General features: G+C 77.9%; 19 protein-coding genes and 4 tRNA genes. 17 read left to right on the top strand and 6 right to left on the bottom strand.

Translation table 11 applies throughout. From position 1 onward, the window contains the following. Positions 1-4 precede the first annotated feature (4 nt). Complete coding sequence (locus EDC03_RS09250; protein ID WP_123379935.1) at positions 5-496, bottom strand: YajQ family cyclic di-GMP-binding protein; 492 nt, start codon at positions 494-496, stop codon at positions 5-7. A 169-nt stretch (positions 497-665) separates the two neighbouring features. Between EDC03_RS09250 and EDC03_RS09245 the strand changes: the two genes are divergently transcribed. The 6 genes from EDC03_RS09245 to EDC03_RS09220 all read left to right on the top strand — a co-directional run bounded on the left by EDC03_RS09245 (position 666) and on the right by EDC03_RS09220 (position 2,542). Further along, positions 666-747, top strand: a tRNA-Tyr gene (locus EDC03_RS09245). Between the two features lie 145 nt (positions 748-892). Further along, positions 893-965 (top strand) — tRNA-Thr (locus EDC03_RS09240). Between the two features lie 49 nt (positions 966-1,014). Then, positions 1,015-1,086, top strand: a tRNA-Met gene (locus EDC03_RS09235). A 183-nt stretch (positions 1,087-1,269) separates the two neighbouring features. After that, complete coding sequence (gene rpmG, locus EDC03_RS09230; protein WP_241967135.1) at positions 1,270-1,401, top strand: 50S ribosomal protein L33; 132 nt, start codon at positions 1,270-1,272, stop codon at positions 1,399-1,401. A 185-nt stretch (positions 1,402-1,586) separates the two neighbouring features. Beyond that, entirely contained in the window at positions 1,587-2,111 is a 525-nt protein-coding gene (locus EDC03_RS09225) for an FAS1-like dehydratase domain-containing protein (RefSeq protein WP_123379933.1), read from the top strand. Continuing rightward, on the top strand, positions 2,108-2,542 hold the full coding sequence (locus tag EDC03_RS09220; protein ID WP_123379932.1) for a MaoC/PaaZ C-terminal domain-containing protein: 435 nt from the start codon (positions 2,108-2,110) through the stop codon (positions 2,540-2,542). Before EDC03_RS09225 ends, EDC03_RS09220 begins: the two co-directional genes overlap by 4 nt. An 82-nt stretch (positions 2,543-2,624) precedes the next feature. Here EDC03_RS09220 and EDC03_RS09215 read toward each other — a convergent pair whose 3' ends face one another. From EDC03_RS09215 to EDC03_RS09205, 3 genes are read right to left on the bottom strand one after another with little or no spacing between them, the layout of a single operon-like run. Beyond that, positions 2,625-5,111, bottom strand: a complete 2,487-nt coding sequence (locus EDC03_RS09215; RefSeq protein ID WP_123379931.1) for a YhgE/Pip domain-containing protein — start codon at positions 5,109-5,111, stop codon at positions 2,625-2,627. Beyond that, complete coding sequence (locus EDC03_RS09210) at positions 5,111-7,891, bottom strand: MMPL family transporter (protein WP_123379930.1); 2,781 nt, start codon at positions 7,889-7,891, stop codon at positions 5,111-5,113. The genes EDC03_RS09215 and EDC03_RS09210 overlap by 1 nt, the downstream gene beginning before the upstream one ends. Positions 7,892-7,919: 28 nt before the next feature. Next, the gene (locus tag EDC03_RS09205) at positions 7,920-8,525 is read right to left on the bottom strand and encodes a TetR/AcrR family transcriptional regulator (protein ID WP_158674255.1); all 606 of its coding nucleotides are present in this window, start codon (positions 8,523-8,525) and stop codon (positions 7,920-7,922) included. Between the two features lie 147 nt (positions 8,526-8,672). On the opposite strand from EDC03_RS09205, the gene EDC03_RS09200 reads away from it, so the two are divergent. The 4 genes from EDC03_RS09200 to EDC03_RS09185 all read left to right on the top strand — a co-directional run bounded on the left by EDC03_RS09200 (position 8,673) and on the right by EDC03_RS09185 (position 13,837). Next, the gene (locus tag EDC03_RS09200) at positions 8,673-10,073 is read left to right on the top strand and encodes a hypothetical protein (RefSeq protein ID WP_123379928.1); all 1,401 of its coding nucleotides are present in this window, start codon (positions 8,673-8,675) and stop codon (positions 10,071-10,073) included. Further along, complete coding sequence (locus EDC03_RS09195) at positions 10,070-10,876, top strand: LamB/YcsF family protein (RefSeq protein ID WP_123379927.1); 807 nt, start codon at positions 10,070-10,072, stop codon at positions 10,874-10,876. The genes EDC03_RS09200 and EDC03_RS09195 overlap by 4 nt, the downstream gene beginning before the upstream one ends. After that, positions 10,869-12,506, top strand: coding sequence for a 5-oxoprolinase subunit B/C family protein (locus EDC03_RS09190; protein ID WP_199720088.1), 1,638 nt, complete (start codon positions 10,869-10,871; stop codon positions 12,504-12,506). The genes EDC03_RS09195 and EDC03_RS09190 overlap by 8 nt, the downstream gene beginning before the upstream one ends. A 158-nt stretch (positions 12,507-12,664) precedes the next feature. Then, on the top strand, positions 12,665-13,837 hold the full coding sequence (locus tag EDC03_RS09185) for a UDP-N-acetylmuramate dehydrogenase (RefSeq protein ID WP_241967116.1): 1,173 nt from the start codon (positions 12,665-12,667) through the stop codon (positions 13,835-13,837). A gap of 3 nt (positions 13,838-13,840) precedes the next feature. On the opposite strand, the gene EDC03_RS09180 is transcribed toward EDC03_RS09185, so the two are convergent. Beyond that, the gene (locus EDC03_RS09180; protein WP_123379926.1) at positions 13,841-14,566 is read right to left on the bottom strand and encodes a sirohydrochlorin chelatase; all 726 of its coding nucleotides are present in this window, start codon (positions 14,564-14,566) and stop codon (positions 13,841-13,843) included. A gap of 105 nt (positions 14,567-14,671) precedes the next feature. Between EDC03_RS09180 and EDC03_RS09175 the strand changes: the two genes are divergently transcribed. Both EDC03_RS09175 and EDC03_RS09170 read left to right on the top strand, forming a co-directional pair. Next, positions 14,672-15,244 (top strand): hypothetical protein, encoded by a 573-nt coding sequence (locus EDC03_RS09175; RefSeq protein ID WP_123379925.1) that lies wholly within the window; start codon positions 14,672-14,674, stop codon positions 15,242-15,244. Positions 15,245-15,462: 218 nt separating this feature from the next. Beyond that, complete coding sequence (locus EDC03_RS09170) at positions 15,463-16,212, top strand: hypothetical protein (protein ID WP_148058043.1); 750 nt, start codon at positions 15,463-15,465, stop codon at positions 16,210-16,212. Positions 16,213-16,280: 68 nt separating this feature from the next. Here the strand turns inward: EDC03_RS09170 and EDC03_RS09165 are convergent, their stop codons facing one another. Then, the gene (locus EDC03_RS09165) at positions 16,281-17,537 is read right to left on the bottom strand and encodes a pyridoxal phosphate-dependent aminotransferase (protein ID WP_123379923.1); all 1,257 of its coding nucleotides are present in this window, start codon (positions 17,535-17,537) and stop codon (positions 16,281-16,283) included. Positions 17,538-17,726: 189 nt separating this feature from the next. Here EDC03_RS09165 and EDC03_RS09160 point away from each other — a divergent pair. The 5 genes from EDC03_RS09160 (at position 17,727) to rplA (ending at position 20,552) form a co-directional block, all read left to right on the top strand. Further along, positions 17,727-17,799 (top strand) — tRNA-Trp (locus EDC03_RS09160). A gap of 148 nt (positions 17,800-17,947) precedes the next feature. Then, complete coding sequence (secE, locus tag EDC03_RS09155) at positions 17,948-18,277, top strand: preprotein translocase subunit SecE (RefSeq protein ID WP_123379922.1); 330 nt, start codon at positions 17,948-17,950, stop codon at positions 18,275-18,277. A gap of 82 nt (positions 18,278-18,359) precedes the next feature. Beyond that, the gene (gene nusG, locus EDC03_RS09150; RefSeq protein ID WP_123379921.1) at positions 18,360-19,160 is read left to right on the top strand and encodes a transcription termination/antitermination protein NusG; all 801 of its coding nucleotides are present in this window, start codon (positions 18,360-18,362) and stop codon (positions 19,158-19,160) included. A gap of 130 nt (positions 19,161-19,290) precedes the next feature. After that, on the top strand, positions 19,291-19,722 hold the full coding sequence (gene rplK, locus EDC03_RS09145) for a 50S ribosomal protein L11 (RefSeq protein ID WP_123379920.1): 432 nt from the start codon (positions 19,291-19,293) through the stop codon (positions 19,720-19,722). A 116-nt stretch (positions 19,723-19,838) separates the two neighbouring features. After that, positions 19,839-20,552, top strand: a complete 714-nt coding sequence (rplA, locus tag EDC03_RS09140; RefSeq protein ID WP_123379919.1) for a 50S ribosomal protein L1 — start codon at positions 19,839-19,841, stop codon at positions 20,550-20,552. Positions 20,553-20,617 lie beyond the last annotated feature (65 nt).

Genomic DNA, 20,617 nt, shown 5'->3' with positions numbered 1-20,617 from the left:
GACGTCAGCGGTAGTTGACGAACTGGAGCGCCACGTCGAGGTCGGCGCCCTTGAGGAGGGCGATGACGCCCTGGAGGTCGTCGCGGCTCTTGGCGCTGACGCGGAGCTCGTCGCCGGTGATCTGCGTCTTGACGCCCTTGGGGCCCTCGTCGCGGACGATCTTGGCGATCTTCTTGGCGTCCTCGGTGGACAGGCCCTCCTTGAGGCCCGCCTCCTGCCGGTACTCCTTGCCGGACTGCCGCACGTCGCCGAGGTCGAGCACCTTGAGCGACACCCCCCGGCGGATCAGCTTGGTCTGGAGGACGTCGAGCACCGCGCCCACCCGCTCCTCGCTGTTCGCGGCGATGGCGATGCGCTCGCCGCTCCAGCGGAGCTCCGCGTCGGTGCCCTTGAAGTCGTAGCGCTGCGCGACCTCCTTGGCGGCCTGGTTGAGCGCGTTGTCGACCTCCTGGCGGTCGACCTTGCTGACGACGTCGAACGACGAGTCCGCGGCCACGTCACTCCCTCGGTTGCTGGTGGGTGGTCCCTGCTTCCTACCGCGCCGGGGGGCACCGACGCCCGCCCGGGCCGCCCGGGTCGTGGGTGCGGCCTCCGGGCCCGGGGCTTGCTACTCTCGTCCCCGCGCCGACGGCGTCGTCCCCCGGGGCGGCGCGGCGGCGCAGCGCGGCAGGTTGCCCGAGCGGCCAATGGGAGCTGACTGTAAATCAGCCGGCACAGCCTTCGCAGGTTCGAATCCTGCACCTGCCACGTCCCGCGGAGGGCGCCCCGGACGGGGCGCCCTCCGCTGCGTCCGGGGGCCTGGCGACGGCCGGGCCCCGGCCGTCCGGGGGAGCGTTCGGCCGGACGCCCGCGTCCGTGTACGCTTCCTCGTCGTGCCCGCCTGGCGGGTGCTGCCCCAGTAGCTCAGTCGGCAGAGCGTCTCCATGGTAAGGAGAAGGTCTAGGGTTCGATTCCCTACTGGGGCCCTGCTGCCCTCCCGGCGCCGGTGCACCGATCGGTGCCGGGAGGGCGCACGGCGAGGTAGCTCAGTGGTAGAGCAAACGGCTCATAATCGTTGTGTCGCGGGTTCGATCCCCGCCCTCGCTACGCCGGGTGCACGCCCTGGGCCTCGCCCCGGGTCTGCGTCCACCACCGGGGCCGTCACCGGCCCCCCGGCCCGCACCGGCTGGAACATCCGCCGTCGTGCGGGTGCTGCACCCGACACGACACGACCGACGAGGAGCACCAGCCGTGGCCAGCAAGTCCGCTGACGTCCGCCCCAAGATCACGATGGCCTGCACCGTGTGCAAGGAGCGGAACTACATCACCAAGAAGAACCGGCGGAACGACCCGGACCGCATCGAGCTGGCGAAGTTCTGCCCGCGCTGCGGCAACCACACCGCCCACCGCGAGACCCGCTGAGCCCCGGCCGGGAGCCGTCGACGACGTCGCCCCCGGCCGCGCCCGGCGCTCGCCGCACCACCCCAGCAGTCCTTCGACGGCGGGGCCGCCCACCCGGGCGGCCCCGCCGTCGTCGTCTGCGGCATCATCCGGGCGGCGTCGCCCACGGGCGGCGCCGTCCCCGTCCCCGACCCCCAGGAGAGCCCGTGGCCGTCGACCAGTCCTTCGTGGGGCGGGTCTACCCGCCCGACGGCGTCTACGAGGTGAGCGCCGAGAAGGTGCGCGACTTCGCCGCGGCCGTCGCCGGGGCCGGCGCCGCGACGACGACGGGCGGCCCGCTGGCCGCCGTCGACGTCCCCGCCGTGCACGTGGACGCCGCCGCCGCCCGGGCCCTCGGGCACCCCGCGCCGGCCGCGCCCCCGACCTTCGCCGTCGTCCTCGCCCAGCGCAGCGACGCCCGCTTCCTCGCCGACCCCGCCGCGGGCGTCGACTTCACCCGCGTCGTCCACGGCGAGCAGTCCTTCGTCCACCACCGGCCCGTCCGCGTCGGCGACCGCCTCCTCACGACGCTGCACGTCGACGGCGTCCGCGTCGCGGCGGGCAACGCGATGGTGACGACGCGCAGCGAGATCGCCGACGAGGCGGGGGAGCCGGTGTGCACCGCCACCTCGCTCCTCGTCGTCCGCGCCCCCGAGCCGACGCCCGCGCCGACCACGGAGGGGCAGGCATGAGCGCCGACCCGCAGGAGCAACTCGCCGTCGGCCAGGAGGTCGCCCGGCGCACCTACCCGGTGCACCGCGCGGACCTCGTCCGCTACGCCGGGGCGAGCGGGGACTTCAACCCCATCCACTGGAGCGAGAGCACCGCCGTGGGCGTGGGGCTGCCGGGCGTCATCGCCCACGGCATGTTCACCATGGCCCTCGCCGGCCGCCTCGTGCAGGAGTGGGCCGGCGGCGACCCGGGGCGCATCGCCTCCTACGGCGTCCGCTTCACCAAGCCGGTCGTCGTGCCCGAGGAGGGCACGGAGGTCGAGGTCGTGGCCGTCGTCGGCGCGCTGACCGAGGCCGGCGACGACGGCCCGGCGACGGTCCGCCTCGACCTCACCGCCACCTGCGCGGGCGTCGGCGTCCTCACCAAGGCGCGGGCGGTCGTCACCCGCTGACCCGTCCACCACCGACGACGACGCCCGGCCCCGCGACCAGCGGGACCGGGCGTCGTCGTCCGCACCGACGTCCGGGCGGGCGTCAGGCCGCGGCCGCGAGCCCCGGCAGCCGGTCGGCGCCCACGCGGCGACGGCGCGCCACGGCCAGCGTCGCGACGACGACCCCCGCCACGCCCCACGCCACGAGGAGGGCGAGCGCGCCGCCCGTGCCCCCGGCGTCGGTCGTCACGCCGCGCAGGGCGTCGAGCGCCGGGGTGAAGGGGCTCACCGCGCCGAGGGTCACGAGGGCGGGCGCCGTCGTCGAGAGGACGGACGTGGCGGCCCCGACGGCGACGAGGGCGACGGCCACGAGCCGCCCGACGCCGCCGAGCGCCGCGACGAGGCCCTGCACCACCGCCGCCAGCGCGGCCCCCGCGACGAGGAGCACGCCGCCCGTGGCGAGCGTCGCGCCGACGCCGAGGTCGAGCATCACCCCGAGCGCCAGCCCGATGACGACGGCCTGGACGGCCGCGACGACGAGCACGGGCCGCAGCGTGCGCAGGACGAGGACGAGCGAGGCGCGCGACGACCCGAGCGCCCGGGCCGGGACGGCCCGCAGGACGAGGAAGGTCGCGACGGCGCCGATGGCCAGGGCCAGCGCCCCGATGAAGGCGGCGAGCGCCCCCTGCAGGTCGCCGGTCCCGCCGGTCGACGCCACGACGGGGTCGGTCGTGACCTCGACGACGCGCTCGCGCTCGGCGTCGGTGTAGTCCGGGACGCCGGCGGCGCCCTCGGCGAGGCCGTCACCGAGCTCGGTGGCGCCGTCGCCGAGCGCGACGGCCCCGTCGCCGAGGTCGCGGGTGCCGTCCGCGATCTGCCCGACGCCGTCCGCCGCCTGCCGGGCGCCCGGGCCGAGCTCGCCGGCGCCGTCGGCCAGCTGCTCGGTGCCGTCGGCCAGCTCGGCGGCGCCGTCGGCGGAGGCGCGGGCGCCCTCGGCGAGCGGCGCGACGCCGTCGGCCAGCTGCCGGGTGCCGTCGGCGAGCTGCTGGGCGCCGCCCGCGCTCTCCCGCGCCCCCGTGCCGAGCTGAGCGGCGCCGCCGGCGAGGTCGTCGGCGCCCGAGGCGATCTCCTCGGCGCCGCCGGCGAGGTCGCGGACGCCCGTGCCCAGCTGGGAGACGGCGGTGAGGCCGCCCTCGGCCGCGGTCAACGCGCCGTCGAAGCCGGCGGCCAGCGGGGGGACGCCGAGCGCGAGCCCCTGCGCTGCCGTGTCGGCTCGCGTCGCGGCGGTGACGAGCTGGGGGGCGCCGGGTACCTCGTCGCTCCCCTCGGCGAGGAGGGTCGTGGACGCCGCGAGGTCCCCCACGAGGCCGGTGAGCTCCTCGTCGGTCGGGCAGTCCCCGTCCTCGTCGGTGCCGCACGTCGCCAGGGCCGCCTGGAGGGACGTGACGAGCGTGTCGAGGGCGGTCGCCTGCTGCTGCACCGCTCCCGCCAGGGTGAGGGTCGCCGCGGACGCCTGACCGCCCCCGGTAGCGGCGGCCGCGAGGTCGGCCGTCTCCTCGCCCAACGGCTGCAGCTGCTCGATGCCGGGGCCGAGTGCGGCGGTCGTGTCGTCGGCGCCGTCGGCGATCTGCCCCGCCCCCGCCGCGAGCTCCCGGATGCCGCCCGCGAGCTGCGTCGCGCCGTCGGAGAGGCCGTCCGCCCCGCCCGCGAGCTGCCCGAGGCCGCCCGCCAGCTGCCCGGCGCCGGTGGAGAGCGCGGGGACGCCCCCGGCGAGCTGCTCGGTCCCGTCGGCCAGCCGGTCGAGGCCGCCCGCCAGCTCCTGCGTGCCGTCGCTGAGGTCGCGCGTCCCCCCGGCGAGCTGGTCGGCGCCGTCGGCGAGCTCGCCGAGGCCGACCGCAGCCTGGTCCCCGCCGTCGGCCAGCTGCTCCGCGCCGTCGCCGAGGTCGCCCGCGCCGTCGCCGACCTGCCGGGCGCCGTCGGCACCCTGCTGGAGCCCGTCGCCGAGCTGGGAGAAGCCGACGTAGAGCCCGTCGACGACCTGGCGGGACAGCTGCTCGCGGAGGACGTCGGCGGCCGTCGACGCGACGAGCTGCCCGATGAAGGGGTCGGCCACCGCGCCGTCCGCGGTCGTGCGGACGTCGAGCGTCGCCTGCTGCGGCGTCCCGCCCGGGTCCTGCAGCGACGTCGCGGCGGCGGAGAAGGTCTCCGGGATGGTGACGACGACGGCGTACGTGCCGTCGGCGAGCCCGTCCTCGGCCCCCTCCTCGTCGGCGATGCTCCACGAGAGGTTGCCCTCGGAGTCGTCGCCGACGAGCTCGGAGACGACGAGGCGCCCCACGGGCACGGGCTGCCCGTCGATCTCCACGGGCTCGTCGAGGTTCACGACGGCCGCCTGCACGCGCTGCAGGTGCTCGGTCGGCTGCCACAGCGCGGTGACGAAGGCGACGGCGACGAGCACCGGCACGAGCGCCAGGCCCAGGAGGCCGAGCGGGCCGACGGCGGGGCTGCCGTCCCGGCTGCGCTCGGCGCGGAGCCAGCCGCGCACGCCGCGGGGGGTCGCGCCGGTGCGCAGGGGGCGGGGGGCGGCCATCAGCGGGCCCCTTCCAGGAGGGAGTCGACGGTGGTCGAGACGGGCGCCGGGCGCGGTGGCTCGGGCGCCGCGGGGGTCGGCAGGGCCAGGGTCGCCACGGCGACGTCGGCGCCCCCGGCCTCCCGGGCGGTCGCCTCCTCCTCGCGGAGGTCCTCGGGGCCGGTCGTCACGACCGCGGCGACGCCGTCCTCGCGGCAGGCGGTGACGACCGCGCGCACGAGGGCGGCGCGGTCGCGGGCGGGCAGGAGGTCCACGCCGTCGACGACGAGGCTCGTGCGCCCGTCGGCCACCGCGGCGCGGACGTCGGCCACGGCGTCGACGTCGCCGCCGTCGCCGACCCGGACGAGGGCCACGCGCCGCCGGGCCGCGCGCGCCTGCTCGGGCAGCACGAGGCCGTCGGCGACGAGCCGGCCCGCCGTCGGGGCGGTGCGGCCCGACAGCACGAGCGCGAGGGCGGCGCGGTGCAGGGGCTGCTCGGAGGTGACGAGCAGCAGCTGCCCGGGCTCGACGGCGACCTCGACGTCCTCGAGCAGGGGCACCGCGCCGTCGCGCCGGCCCACGAGGCCGAGGCCCTCGGCGTGCAGGCCGCGCGCCCCGGGCCGCGGCCAGTCCTGCAGCGCGAGGCGGCGGGCCAGGCCCTCGCCCTCGACGTCGACGCCGGGCAGGACGCGGCCCACCGCGCGGGGGAGCCACCACGCCCGGTCGCCGAGCAGCTCCATGACCGCCGGCACGAGCGTGAGGCGCACGACGAAGGCGTCGATGAAGACGCCGGCGGCCAGGGCGAAGGCGATGGGCTTGAGCGTCGCGTCGCCGTGCGGCACGAAGGCCGCGAAGACCGACACCATGATGATCGCGGCCGCGACGACGACCCGGCTGGAGCTGGCGTAGCCCACCCTGATCGCCTCGCTCGCCGACGCCCCGTGGGCGTAGGCCTCCCGCATCCGGGAGACGAGGAAGACCTCGTAGTCCATGGCCAGGCCGAAGAGCAGGCCCATGAGGATGATCGGCAGGAAGCTGAGGATGGGGCCGCTGGTGTCGAGGCCGAAGGCGGACGAGGCCCAGCCCCACTGGAAGATCGCGACGACGATCCCGAAGGTCGCGAAGACCGAGAGCAGGTAGCCCGCGGTCGCCTTGAGCGGCACGGTGACCGACCGGAACACCATCGTCAGCAGGACGAGGGACAGGCCGACGACGAGCAGCGCGAAGGGCAGCAGCGACGCCGACAGCTGCGACGAGACGTCGATGCCGACGGCCGTCTGGCCCGTCACGGCGATGTCGACGCCGTACGTGTCGCTGATCCGGTCCTCGAGCCCGCGGATCTCGTCGACGAGGCGCTCGGTGCTCTCCGCCGTCGGCCCGCCCTCGGGCACCACCTGGATGATCATCGTGTCGGCGGTCGGGTTGGGGACGGCCAGCGGCACGTCCGCGACGTCGGGCAGCGCGCGGATCTCGTCGGCGATGTCCTCCACGAGCGTCAGCGGGTCGTCGCTCGTGACGATGCCGCCGGTGACGACCAGCGGGCCGTTGTAGCCGGGCCCGAAGTTCTCGCTGATGGTGTCGAAGGCCACCCGGGCGGGCGTCCCGGCCAGCGCGGTGCCGTTGTCCGGCAGCGCGAGCCGCAGGCTCAGCGCGGGGACGGCGGCCGCGCCGAGGCCCAGGACGACGAGGAGCGTCGTCACGAGGGGGCGGCGCGTGACGAGGCCGACCCAGCCCAGCGCGACGCGGTTCGGTGTCCGCACGCCGCCGCCGCGGCGGGCGCGACGCTCCTTCGGCCGGAGCCGGTGGCCCAGCGCCCCGGCGAGGGCGGGGAGCAGGGTCGTCGCCACGCACACCGCGACCGCGACGGCCAGGGCGGCGCCGAGCCCCATCGTCGTGAGGAAGGGGATGCCGACGACGGAGAGCCCCGCGAGGGCGATCATCACGGTGAGGCCGGCGAAGACGACGGCGGAGCCGGCCGTGGCCACCGCCCGCCCGGCCGCCTCCGGTGGTTCGACGCCGTCGGCGAGCAGCTCGCGGTGCCGGGCCAGGACGAAGAGCGCGTAGTCGATGCCGACCGCCAGGCCGATCATGAGGCCGAGCAGCGGCGTCGTGCTGGACAGCTCGAAGAAGGACGTCGCGGCGACGAGGACGAGCATCGCCACGGCGACGCCGACGAGCGCCGTGAGGATCGGCAGGCCCGCCGCGACCAGCGAGCCGAGGGTGAGGAAGAGCACGACGAGCGCGACGACGACGCCGACGACCTCGGTGATGCCGAGCTCCGGGGTGCCGCCGGTGAAGACGCCGCCGCCCGCGACGACCTCGGCGACGTCCCCGCTCGCGCCCTCGGCGAGGTCGACGAGGGCGTCCCGCGTCTCGTCGGTGATGTCGTCGGCGCCGACGTCCATCTGCACCTGGACGATGGCGGCGCGGCGGTCGTCGGAGATCTCGCCGCCGCCGACCTCGGCGAAGGGCGAGACGACCGCGGCGGCCTGGTCGAGGTCCTCGAGCGGCGGCAGGAGGTCCTCGACGACCTGCTCGACCTCGGGGTCGTCGACGGTGCGGTCGCCCTGGGCGACGACGATGAGCTGCCCCGTCGCGCCGCTGACCTCGGGGAAGGTCTGCGACAGCGTGTCGAGCGCCTCCTGCGACTCCGTCCCGGGGATGGAGAAGGAGTTGACGAAGCCCTGGTTGAGCGCCGCGGCGCTGCCGCCGACGCCGGCGAGGACGAGGGCCCACGCGAGGAGGACGACGCGCCAGCGCGTGGCGGCCAGGCGCCCGAGGGCGTAGAGCGAGGAGGACACGGGTGACCTTCCGGGGAGGGCGGGGCGGTCAGGCGGGGGACGGCGCGTCGTGGAGGACCCGCGCGGACAGGTGCGCGGCCAGGTCGACGAGCTCGTCGGCCGGCAGCGCCAGGTCGAGGAGCCCCTCGCGCTGGGCAGCGACGGCGTTGACGACGAGCTGCAGGGCCAGCACCACCCGCAGCCGGTGCCGCGGGGTGCCGTCGGCGGCGAGCTGCTCGATGACGCGGACGACGAGCCCGTGCAGCCGGTCCTCGACCGGGGGCACCGCCGACAGGCGGCTCACGACGAGGTCCACGAGGCCGGGGTGGGCGACGGCGTGGCGCGCCACCGAGCGCAGCAGCTCCTCGCCGAGGTCGGGGGCGGCGGCGGACAGCTCGGCGATGACGGCGCCGAGCACCTCCTCGGCCCGGGCCGTGGCGGCGTCGTGGAGCGCCTGCTTGCTCGGGAAGCGGTGCAGGAGGCCGGTCTTGGAGTAGCCGACGGCGTCGGCCACCTGCTGGAGCGAGGTGCCGTCGACGCCCTGGGCGGCGAAGAGGCCGGCGGCGACGTCGACGATGGTCGCGTCGATGGAGGCGCTGCTGGGGCGGGCCGTCCGGCCGGCCGGGGCGCCCGCCCGCGTCGTCGTGCTGCTCACCGTCACCTCGCGTCCGCGGCCCCGGGTGGACCGTCGCGGTCCAGTGTGGACCACATCGGTCCGTGCCGACGACGCGGTCGTGCCCACGGTCCCGGATGCCGGGAACGCGCCTTGTGCCCCACCGGTGCCGCTCCTAGCGTCGACCGCATGCACCTCCCCGGCACCTCGTCCGCCGTCCGCCCCCCGACCCGGTCGCGCGCCCGCCGCCGGGCCGGCGCCGTCACCGCGCTCGCCGGCGCCCTCGTCGCCGCGCTCCTGCCCGCGGCCGCCACGGCGGCGCCCGCCGCCGACGGGGAGGGGCCGCTCGTCGCCCCCTGCGGCGTCCCGGTCGCCCTCGGCGTCGAGGACGCCCGCCTGACCCTCGCCCTGCCCGGCGAGGCGGAGGCCGTCGCGGCCCAGGTCCTCGCCGGCAGCCCCGCCGGCCGCGACGTCGACCGGGTCGTCCGCGACCTCTGCCGGGCGACCTCGACCGCGGGCGCGACCGCCCTGGCCGAGGAGGCCGGCGCCCGGCTGTGGCGCGACGCCGTGCGGACCGCGCAGGCCCCGCAGCGGGCCGGCGCCCCCGACCGGACGGACGACCGCCCCCTGTACTGGGCGCGCACGGCCCTGCGCGTCGCCCTGCAGGAGTGGGCGGCCGCCGACGGCGCCCGGGACGCCGCCCCCGCCCTCGCCGCGCTCGAGCGGACCTCCCGCGGCCTCGACGACACCCGCTTCCCCGCCGGCGCCCGCGTCACCCGGGTGCTCGTCAGCGGCTTCGACCCCTTCCAGCTCGACGCCGAGCCGCGCCGCTCCAACCCCTCCGGCGCGGCCGCGCTCGCGCTCGACGGGCACCACGTCCGCACCGCGCAGGGCGTGGCGGTCGTCCAGGCGGTCGTCCTGCCCGTGACGTGGGGCGGCTTCGACGAGGGCGTCGTCGAGGAGGCCTACGGCCCGCACCTCGTGCCCGGCCCGCGCGACGCGGACGTCGTCATGACCATCAGCCAGGGCTCGCCCGGCATCTTCTCCGTCGAGGAGTGGGCGGGCGCCTGGCGCGGCGGCGGCCTCGACAACGCCCTGGTCTCCGAGCGCGAGGAGGTCCCGCCCGCCCCGGCCGCGCTCGGCTGGCCCCAGCCGGCGACGGACGCGCCCGCGCAGCAGTTCATCCGCACGACGCTGCCCGCCGAGCAGATGCTCGCGGCCGGCACCGGCCCCTTCCCGGTCGAGCTGCGCGAGCGGATCAGCGCGTGGACCGGCGGGACCCGCGAGGGCACGCCGACGACGACCACCGAGGACCCGCAGCCGGGCTGGCTCGCGGCCGCGGGCGGCGGCGGCGACTACCTGTCGAACGAGTCGATGTACCGCGCCAACCGCCTGAGGCTCGCCATGGGCCGCGACGACGTCCTCGGTGGCCACCTCCACACCCCCACGCTCGTCTACCCCTGGGCCGGCGCGGAGACGACGAACGCGGCCTTCGAGGCGCACCGCCGCTCCGTCGTCGACCAGGTGGTCGCGCTCACGGACGCCGCCGCCCGCGCCGCCGCGGGCGAGCGCTCCCGCGGCTCCCGGTGAGCGCCGCGGCCGGGGGGCCGGCCGGGCCCGCGACGGTCGACCTCAACGCGGACCTCGGGGAGTCGTTCGGCCGCTGGGTCCTCGGCGACGACGAGGCCCTCCTGCCGCTCGTCAGCAGCGCCAACGTCGCCTGCGGCTTCCACGCGGGCGACCCGCTGACGCTCCGGCGCACCTGCGAGGGCGCGGCCGCGCACGGCGTGGCCGTCGGCGCCCAGGTCGGCTACCGGGACCTCGCCGGCTTCGGGCGCCGCTTCGTCGACGTCGACCCCGACGACCTGGCGGCCGACGTGCTCTACCAGCTCGGCGCCCTCGACGGCCTGGCCCGCGCGGCGGGCACACGGGTCACCTACCTCAAGCCCCACGGAGCGCTGTACCACGCGGCGGCCCGGGACGACGGGCAGGCGGGCGCCGTCGTCGCGGCCGTCGTGGCCTACGACCGGTCGCTGCCCGTGCTCGGGCTGCCCGGGTCGCGCCTGCTCGCGCTCGCCGCCGACGCCGGCCTGACGGCCGTGCCCGAGGCCTTCGCCGACCGGGCCTACACGCCGGACGGCGGGCTCGTCGACCGGCGCTCCCCGGGCGCGGTGCTCCACGACGCCGACGAGGTCGCCGCGCGGGTCGTCCGGCTCGCGACGACGGGCGAGGTGGAGGCCGTCGACGGCTCGGTCGTCGCCGTGCGGGCGGCCTCGGTCTGCGTCCACGGCGACTCCCCGGGCGCGGTGGCCATGGCCGGGGCCGTCCGGACGGCGCTCGCCGACGCCGGCGTCGCGGTCGCGGCCTTCGCGCCCCCGCCGGCCCGTGCCTAACGGGGGCCTGACGCCGCGGCTGCGCCCCTACGGCGACGCCGCCCTCCTCGTCGACCTCGGGGACGCGGCGGACGAGGGGGTGCTCCGCGCGGTCGTCGTCGCCGCGGCGGCCCTGCGCGACGACCCGCCGCCGGGCCTCGTCGACCTCGTCCCCGCGGCCACGACCGTCCTCCTGCGGCTGCGGCCGGGCGGGGTCACCGCCGCGGCGGCGCACGTCCGGCGGGTCCTCGGCGCCGCGCCCGCCGCCGGGGGGCCGGGTGCGGCCGAAGAGGCCGACGAGGCCGCGGGCGCGGTGGTCGACGTGCCGGTGCGGTACGACGGGCCGGACCTTGAGCAGGCCGCCCGGTCCCTCGGGACGGACGCCGCCGGGCTCGTCGCGCGCCACACCGACCGGCCGTGGGTCGTCGCCTTCACCGGCTTCGCGCCCGGCTTCGGCTACTGCGTGCAGGAGCCCGGGCCCGACGGGTCCGACGGCCGGACGTGGGACGTCCCCCGCCTGGCCTCCCCGCGCACCGCCGTGCCGCCCGGGTCGGTGGGGCTGGCGGGCCCGTACAGCGGCGTCTACCCCCGCGCGTCGCCGGGCGGGTGGCAGCTCGTCGGCACGACGGACGTCGTCCTGTGGGACCTGGAGCGGGACCCGCCCGCCCTGCTGGCGCCCGGCACGCGCGTGCGCTTCCGCGACGTCGGCGGGTCCGCGCCCGCGGAGGCCCGCTCACCGGCCGCTGCCGCCGGCCCCGACCGCGGCGCGTCGCCCGTCCGGGCGCTCGAGGTGCTCGCGCCCGGGCCCGGCACGACCGTCCAGGACCTGGGCCGACCGGGTCGCGCCGCGCTCGGCGTCGGGCCCTCGGGCGCCGCGGACCGCGCCGCGCACCGCCTCGCCCAGCGCCTCGTCGGCAACCCCGAGGACGCCGCCGGCCTCGAGGTCGTCCTCGGCGGGCTCCGCGTGCGGGCCCGGGGCGCCCTCGTCGTCGCGGTCACGGGTGCGCCGGTGCCCGTGCGCGTCGACGGCGTCGCCCGGGCCACGGGGGAGCCGCTCTGCCTGCGCGACGGGGCCGTCCTCGAGCTGGGGACGGCGCCCGAGGGCGTGCGGGCCGTCGTCGCCGTCCGCGGCGGCGTCCTCGTGCCGCCCGTCCTCGGCAGCCGGTCGACCGACGTCCTCGCCGGCCTCGGCCCCGCCGTGCCCGCCGCGGGCGACGTCCTGCCCGTGGGGGACCCGACGGGCGCGCGCGACGTCGTCTGCGACCTCGCCCCGCCGCTGCGGGTCCGCCGCGACGGTGCCGTCGAGCTCCGGGTCGTCGCGGGGCCCCGCGACGGGCACGTGGAGGGCGGCGCCGCCGCGCTCGCGGACCGGCCGTGGACCGTGGGCCAGGACGTCGACCGGGTCGGCGTCCGGCTCGCCGGCGAGCCCCTGCGCCGGGCGCTCGACGGCGAGGTGCCGAGCGAGGGCGTCGTCCGCGGGGCGCTGCAGGTGCCGCCCTCGGGCCTGCCGACGCTCCTCCTCGCCGACCACCCCGTGACGGGCGGCTACCCCGTGGCCGCCACGGTCGTCGACGCGGACCTCGACCTCGCCGCGCGGCTGCGCCCGGGCGACGCGGTCGTCCTGCGCCTCGTGCCCCCGCCGCCCACCTGACGAGCCCGCGCCGCCCTCCGCCGCCCGGGCCTCGACCCTCGACCTCCCGCACCCTCGACCTCCACCTCACCCTCCGCGCCGCCCCGCCGCGCCGCTCCGGCGGGCCCGGGCCGGGCGCCGCAGGGGGACGGGTGGGGCGGCGTGCCTACGCTGGCGGCGTGACCCCGGAGAGCCCCGCGACCCACGGCGTCCCCGCCCCCGCCCCGGTCGCCGACGGCGCCGTCACCCCGCTCGTGCGGCTCGCGCCGTCGTCGGGCCCCGTCCCGGGCGTCCCCGACCGGGGCCCCGCGCGGACGACGCCGGGGCGGCCGCTCGCCGGGCGGACGACCCTGCGCGTCGGCGGCCGTCCCGCGGCGGAGGCGGTCGCGACGACGGCCGAGGAGCTCGTCGGGGCGGTCCGCGAGGCCGACGCCGCGGGGGAGCCCGTCCTCCTCGTGGCCGGCGGGTCCAACCTCCTCGTCGCGGACGGCGACCTCCCGCACACCGCCGTCGTCGTCGCGAGCCGCGGCGTGCGCCGCGAGCCCGTCGACGCCTGCGGCGGCGTGTGGGTCACCGCCCAGGCGGGCCACCCGTGGGAGGAGCTCGTCGCCGAGACGACGGCCAACGGCTGGCTCGGCCTCGAGGCCCTGTCCGGCATCCCCGGCTCCGTGGGCGCGACGCCCGTGCAGAACGTGGGCGCCTACGGCACGGACGTCGCGGCCACCCTCGCGACGGTCCGGACCTGGGACCGCCGGGACGGGCGCCTGCGCACCCTGGCCGTGGGCGACCTCGGGCTCGGCTACCGGACCTCGCGGCTCAAGGCCGACCCGGACCGCTACGTCGTCCTCGAGGTGACCTTCCAGCTCCGCGAGGGCGAGGTCGGCGCCCCCGTCGGCTACGCCGAGCTGGCCGCCCGCCTCGGCGTCGCGGTGGGGGAGCGTGCCCCGGCCGTCGAGGTCCGCGAGGCCGTCCTCGCGCTGCGCCGCGGCAAGGGGATGGTGCTCGACGACGCCGACCCCGACACGTGGAGCGCCGGCTCCTTCTTCACCAACCCCGTCCTGGAGCCCGCGGCGGCGGCGGCGCTGCCCGAGGGCGCGCCCCGCTACCCCGCCGCGGGCGGCGTCAAGACGAGCGCCGCGTGGCTCATCGGCGCCGCGGGCTTCGAGCGCGGCCACGGGCTGCCGGGCCCCGCCTCGCTGTCGACCCGCCACACGCTCGCCGTCACCAACCGCGGCACGGCCACGGCCGCGGACGTCCTCGCGCTCGCGCGGGAGGTCCGCGACGGCGTCCGGGACCGGCTCGGGGTCGAGCTGGAGCCGGAGCCGCGCCTCGTCGGCTGCTCGCTCGGCTGAGGCTCAGGCGGCGGGGCGGCCCTCCGCCGCGCGGTCGTAGCGGTCCCAGACCGCCTGCAGCACACGGGCCTCGAGCCCCCCGCCGGGGGCGGTGAGGAGCGGCCCGCCCACGGCGTCCGCGCCCGCGCCGGCCAGGCGGTCGTGGAAGGTGCCGGGCCCCAGCAGGTACGGCGCGACGACGACGCGCGCGGCCCCGGCCGCGCGCAGGTCCGCCACGGCCGCGGGGACCCGCGGGTGCGCCGCCGCCCCGTAGGCGACGACGACCTCGCCCGCGTGCCGCCGCCGCAGGGCGTCGGCCACCCGGGCGACGTCGACCGCCGCGCGGGGGTCGCTGGACCCCGCGGCCGCGAGGACGACGGCGTCCCCGTCGCGCGCTCCCGCCTCGACGAGACGGTCGGCGAGGACGTCGTCGAGCAGCGGGTGCGGGCCCAGCGGCCCGGCCGAGACCGCCCGCGACCAGGGGGCGACGGCGCGGGCGACGTCGTGGCCGACGTGGTGGCCGGCCGACAGCAGCACGGGCACGACGACGACGTCCCGCCCGCCGGCCAGGTCGGCCACGACCTCGGCCACCGACGGCGGCTGGACGTCGACGAAGGCGGCGCGCACGGCCGTGCCGGGGCGCTGCCGGCCGAGGGCGTCGACGAGCGCGCCGACCGTGCGACGGCCGTGCGGCCCCCGCGTGCCGTGCGCGCAGAGGACCAGCGCCGGGGCCTCGGAGGGGACGTCCACGGCGCCATCGTGGCAGCCCCGGTCACGGCCCGGCGCGGCGCCGGACCACCCGGGCCCGGGCGCGGCGCGTCGTCGTCCTCACCCGATCGGGGGCAGGATCGACCCATGACCACTCCCGACGACAGCACCCGCCGTCCCGAGGACGAGCCCTTCGCGCCCTCCACCCCGCCCGGTGCCACGCCGGTCGGCCAGACCGGCCGTCCCACCACGACGTCCGACGAGCCCGTGCTCGTCACCACGGACGACGCCGACGACGCCGACCTGCGCGACGACGACGAGCTCGTCGTCACCCGCAGCAGCACGGGCGGCGGCTCCGCCGGCCCCGGCCTCGCGCTCGCCGGCGTCCTCGCCGGCCTCGTGGCCCTCCTCACCGCCGTCACCGAGTCCGCGGTCCGCGAGTGCGTGCCCGACCCGGTCGGCAGCGAGGCCATGGGGGCCGACGGCTTCCTCACCGCGCTGCTGCTCGCCGTCGTGGCGGTCGTCCTGTCCGCCGTCGGCATCGTGCTGTCCCGCTCCGAGGGCTGGGGCGCGGCGGTCGGCGTCGCCGGCGTCGTCGTCGGCGTCCTCGTCGTCGTGGTCTGGCTCCTGTCCGTGTGGCTGCTCGCGGCCGAGGCCGTCGACATCACGACCGCCTCGCAGGAGGCGGCCCTCCCGCTGCAGGGCTACGGCTGCGCCTGACGACCAGCACGACCAGCACGACCAGCACGACCAGCACGACCAGCACGACCGAGGGCCCCGGGGCGCACGCCCCGGGGCCCTCGCCCGTCCCCGGGAGCTCCCCGTTGACCCCCGCGGTGACCCCCGCGGTGACCTCCTCCGGGCGTCCCGCGGCCCGGCGGCGGGCCCGACGCCGCCCGTGCGTCGTCGTCGACGCCGCGGGGTGGGAGCATCGCGCCGTGGGACTGGGCGGGGCACCGGGCGAGTACGCCGACTACGAGTGGGTCGACCTCGCCGAGGTGCCCGCACCGCGGCGCCCCGCCGAGGAGCGGCCCGGCGGCCCGGCGCGCCGCCGCGGCCGAGGCGCGACCACCGCGGCGCCCGAGATCGCGGCGCCCGCGGTGCCCGAGGTCGCGGCGCCCCCGGCGGAGTCGCAGGCCTGGCCCGACGAGGTGGGCGACCCCGACGAGGTGCCGCCGGACGCGCTCGGCGCCGCCGTGGTCGCGTGGCTGGCCCGTGACCCCCTGTGGGGCGACGACGAGGGCGAGGGCCCGCGCGTGCTCCTGGCCGACCTCGACAACCTCCGCGCCGGCGGCGTGCGCTGGCGCGCCCGCATGGCCGTCGTCGTGGCGCTGGCCCGCCAGGCCGACGTGGTCGGCATCGCCGGGCAGCACGGGGCCGCCCGCCGGGCCGCGCCGCACCTCGCCGAGTGGGCCCCCACGGTGCGTGCGGTCGACGACGGCAGCGACCTGGCCGACCACGAGCTCCTCGCCGTGGCGGCCGCCGTCCCGGCGTCCGCGGGACCCCTGCGGGTCCTCTGCCTCAGCAACGACGGGATCTTCGCCGACCTCGCCGACCGGGGGCGGCTCGTCGTCGTCTCGCCGGGCGCGGACGCGCTGAGCGAGCGCCTGGACGGCGCGGCCGACGACGTCGTCGACCTCGCCGCGCTCGAGGGCGCGCTGGCGGCGGAGCTCGCCGGGGGCGCCTGACCCGACCGGGCCGGCACGGGCCGTGAGGGCCTCGCGCCCCGCCGGCCGCAGCCGACGGGGCGCGTGCCTCAGCGGGCCTCGGAGAGCAGCCGCTGGAGGCGCCCGACGCCCTCGACGAGGTCGTCGTCCCCCAGCGCGTAGGACAGGCGGAGGTACCCGCTGGGGCCGAAGGCCTCGCCGGGCACCACCGCCACCTCGGCCTCGGCCAGCACGAGCTCGGCCAGCTCGGCCGACGTCCGCGGCGTCCGCCCACGGATCTCGCGGCCCAGCAGGCCGTGGACGCCGGGGTAGGCGTAGAAGGCGCCCTGCGGCATGGGGCACACGACCCCGTCGACCTCCCGGAGCATGGAGACCATCGTCCGACGACGACGGTCGAAGGCCTCCCGCATGGTGGCGACCGCCGACAGGTCGCTCTCCAGCGCCGCCACGGCGGCCCGCTGGGAGACGTTGGCGACGTTGGACGTGAGGTGCGACTGGAGGTTCGTCGCGGCCTTGACGACGTCCGCCGGCCCGACCATCCAGCCCACCCGCCAGCCCGTCATCGCGTACGTCTTGGCGACGCCGTTGAGGACGACGCACGTCCCGGCGAGCTCGGGCACGACCACGGGCATCGACGGCGCCTCGACGCCGTCGTAGACGAGGTGCTCGTAGATCTCGTCGGTGACGACCCAGACGCCGTGCTCGAGCGCCCAGCGGCCGATGGCCTCGACCTGCTCCCGGGGGTACACGGCACCGGTCGGGTTCGACGGCGAGCAGAAGAGCAGCACCTTGGTGCGCGGCGTGCGCGCCGCCTCCAGCTGCTCGACGGTCACGAGGTAGCCCGCGTCCTCGCCGGCGAAGACCTCCACGGGCACGCCGCCCGCGAGCCGCACGGCCTCGGGGTACGTCGTCCAGTACGGCGCGGGGAGGATCACCTCGTCGCCCGGGTCGAGCAGGGTCGCGAAGGCCGTGTAGACCGCCTGCTTCCCGCCGTTGGTGACGAGCACCTGCGACGGCTCCACCGCGAGCCCGGAGTCCCGCAGCGTCTTGGCGGCCACCGCCTCGCGCAGGGCGGGGAGCCCGGCGGCGGGGGTGTAGCGGTGGTTGGCGGGCTGCCGGGCCGCGGCCACGGCCGCCTCGACGACGTGCCCGGGCGTGGGGAAGTCCGGCTCGCCGGCGCCGAAGCCGATGACGGGGCGCCCCGCCGCCTTGAGCGCCTTGGCCCGCGCGTCGACGGCGAGCGTCGCGGACTCGGCGATGCCGCCGACGCGCGCCGAGACGCGGCGACGGGCGCCGGGCGCCGTCGGGGAGGGAGGGCCGGCCGGGGGCGGGGGAGCGCTCGTCACCCGTCGATCCTCCCGCACGGGACCGCCCCGCGGCACGGCCCGCCCGCTCCCCGGGACGCCGGGGCGCCACCCCGGGGGCGACGGCGTTCGACGCCCGCGTGCCGGTCCGCGTAGAGTGTCGCCCCGGCAGCACAGGTGCGCCGTCCGCGAGCCCCCCGGGGCCGGTGCGGGCGGTCCCGGCGCGGCCGAAGGGCAGTGGCGCAATTGGTAGCGCACCGGTCTCCAAAACCGGCGGTTGTGGGTTCGAGTCCCTCCTGCCCTGCGGCACCGCCCCCTCGCGGGGGCGGTGAGGCAGCCGAGCGGTCCGGCGCGGTGGGGCGCCCTGGTGGCGCGGTCGTGCGGGGCCCCGGTGCGCACCCTCCTCCCGGGGCCACCCGGGGGGTGCACCCGACCACCCGAGGCAGGACCACGTGACGCAGGACGCCGCAGACCCGGCCGACGGCACCCCCCGCGGTGACTCCGCGAGCAGTGCCGGCGGGGCCGACGCCGCCGGCACCCCGCCCGGCCGCCGCGGCGACGCCACCGCCGTCAAGGACCCCGGCCCCTTCGCCCGCCTGGTGCGCTTCCTGCGCGAGGTCTGGGCGGAGCTGCGCAAGGTCGTCCGGCCGACGCGGGGCGAGCTCGTCACCTACACGTCCGTCGTCCTCGTCTTCGTGGCCGTCGTCATGCTCTACGTCTCCGGCCTCGACTACGTCTTCGGCCAGGCGGTCCTGTGGGTCTTCGGCGGTGGCGGCGGCTGACGCCGGCCCCCCGACCCCGCACCACCCCCGCACCCGGGGCAGCACGCCCCACGCACGCAGACGCCGGAAGGCAGGCCCACCCGTGACCGAGCACCAGACCGAGCCCGAGACCGACGCGACGACCGACGTGGCGGACGACGCCGCGGCCCCCGTGGCCGACGACGACGCCGCGACGGACGCCGCGGTCGCCGCGGACGACGACGCGGTCGAGGGGTCCGTCGGCGACGGCGCCGTGGGCGACGTCGAGGTGGACCTCAGCGAGCCCGAGGCCGACCCGGTCGCGGAGTTCAAGGCGGCGCTGCGGCGCGAGCCGGGCGACTGGTACGTCATCCACTCGTACGCGGGCTACGAGAACCGCGTGAAGGCGAACCTCGAGAACCGCATCACGAGCCTCAACATGGAGGACTACATCTTCGGCATCGAGGTCCCCATGGAGGAGGTGACGGAGATCAAGAACGGCCAGCGCAAGCTCGTGCGGCGCGTGCGGATCCCCGGCTACGTCCTCGTGCGGATGGACCTCACCGACGAGTCGTGGGGCGCCGTCCGGCACACCCCGGGCGTCACCGGCTTCGTGGGGCACACCCACCAGCCGGTGCCGCTGAGCCTCGACGAGGTCTTCTCCATGCTGGCCCCGTCCCTCGAGCCCGCGCCCTCGCGCGGCGGCGAGCAGCCCTCCTCCGGCGGCGGGGCGCAGGCGCGCCCGACCATGGAGGTCGACTTCGAGGTCGGCGAGTCCGTCACCGTCATGGAGCCGCCGTTCGAGACGCTGCCGGCGACGATCACCGAGATCAACGCGGACGCGCAGAAGCTCAAGGTGCTCGTGTCGATCTTCGGCCGCGAGACGCCCGTCGAGCTCGGCTTCACGCAGGTCGCGAAGCTCTGACGCGACCGCCCCGGGTGAGAGCCCGGGGCCGCCCGGGCGCAGGCCCGGGCCACCACAGACCACCGGCGGCGAGTCAGCGCCGCCGGCCGCCCGCGCGGGAACGCGGGCACCCGACAGGAGGACAGGCGACATGCCCCCCAAGAAGAGGGTCTCCGGACTCATCAAGCTCCAGATCAACGCCGGCGCGGCGACGCCGGCCCCGCCGATCGGCCCCGCGCTGGGCCAGCACGGCGTCAACATCATGGAGTTCTGCAAGGCCTACAACGCCGCCACGGAGTCGCAGCGCGGCAACGTGGTCCCGGTGGAGATCACGGTCTACGAGGACCGGTCCTTCACCTTCATCACGAAGACGCCGCCGGCGGCCGAGCTCATCAAGAAGGCCGCGGGCGTCGCCAAGGGCTCCCCGACGCCGCACACCGAGAAGGTCGCCAGCCTCACCGGCGCCCAGGTGCGGGCCATCGCCGAGCAGAAGTTCGAGGACCTCAACGCCAACGACCTCGAGCAGGCGAGCAAGATCATCGCCGGCACGGCGCGCTCGATGGGCATCACGGTCCAGGGCTGACGCCCCCCGCAGCACCCGCACGACCGCTCGACCAGTGGCAGGGCCCGCGCTGGCCCGCCGACCACGACTCCGTCCCACCCGCACGCGGCGCACCGCCGCGACCACGAGGAGCTGACATGCGCAGCAAGAAGTACCGCGCGGCCGTCGAGAAGATCGACGCCGACCGCCTCTACGCCCCGCTCGACGCCGTCCGTCTCGCCCGCGAGACCTCGACGACGTCCTACGACGCCACGGTCGAGGTCGCCATGCGCCTCGGCGTCGACCCCCGCAAGGCGGACCAGATCGTGCGCGGCACGGTCAACCTGCCCCACGGCACCGGCAAGACCGCCCGCGTCCTCGTCTTCGCCACCGGCGAGCGGGCGGCGCAGGCCGAGGCCGCCGGCGCCGACGTCGTCGGTGGCGACGAGCTCATCGAGCGCGTCCAGGGCGGCTTCCTCGACTTCGACGCCGCCGTGGCGACGCCGGACCTCATGGGCAAGGTCGGCCGCCTCGGCCGCGTCCTCGGCCCCCGCGGCCTCATGCCGAACCCGCGCACCGGCACGGTGACGATGGACGTGGCCAAGGCCGTCACGGACATCAAGGGCGGCCGGATCGAGTTCCGCGTCGACAAGCACTCCAACCTCCACTTCGTCGTGGGCCGCACGTCCTTCACCGACACCCAGCTGGTGGAGAACTACGGCGCGGCGCTCGAGGAGGTGCTCCGGCTCAAGCCGGCGGCGTCCAAGGGCCGCTACATCGCCAAGGCCACGATGACGACGACGATGGGCCCGGGCGTCCCGCTCGACCCTTCGCGCACGCGCGGGCTCCTCGAGGAGACCCCCGCCGTCTGACCGGCCGCACGCACCCGACGAGCCCCCGCCGCCCGGCGGGGGCTCGTCGTGCGTCCGGCCCGGGG

It is taken from the genome of Pseudokineococcus lusitanus (genome assembly GCF_003751265.1).
Taxonomy (GTDB): Bacteria; Actinomycetota; Actinomycetes; order Actinomycetales; family Quadrisphaeraceae; genus Pseudokineococcus; species Pseudokineococcus lusitanus.
This window is presented reverse-complemented; position numbering and strand designations above follow the sequence as displayed.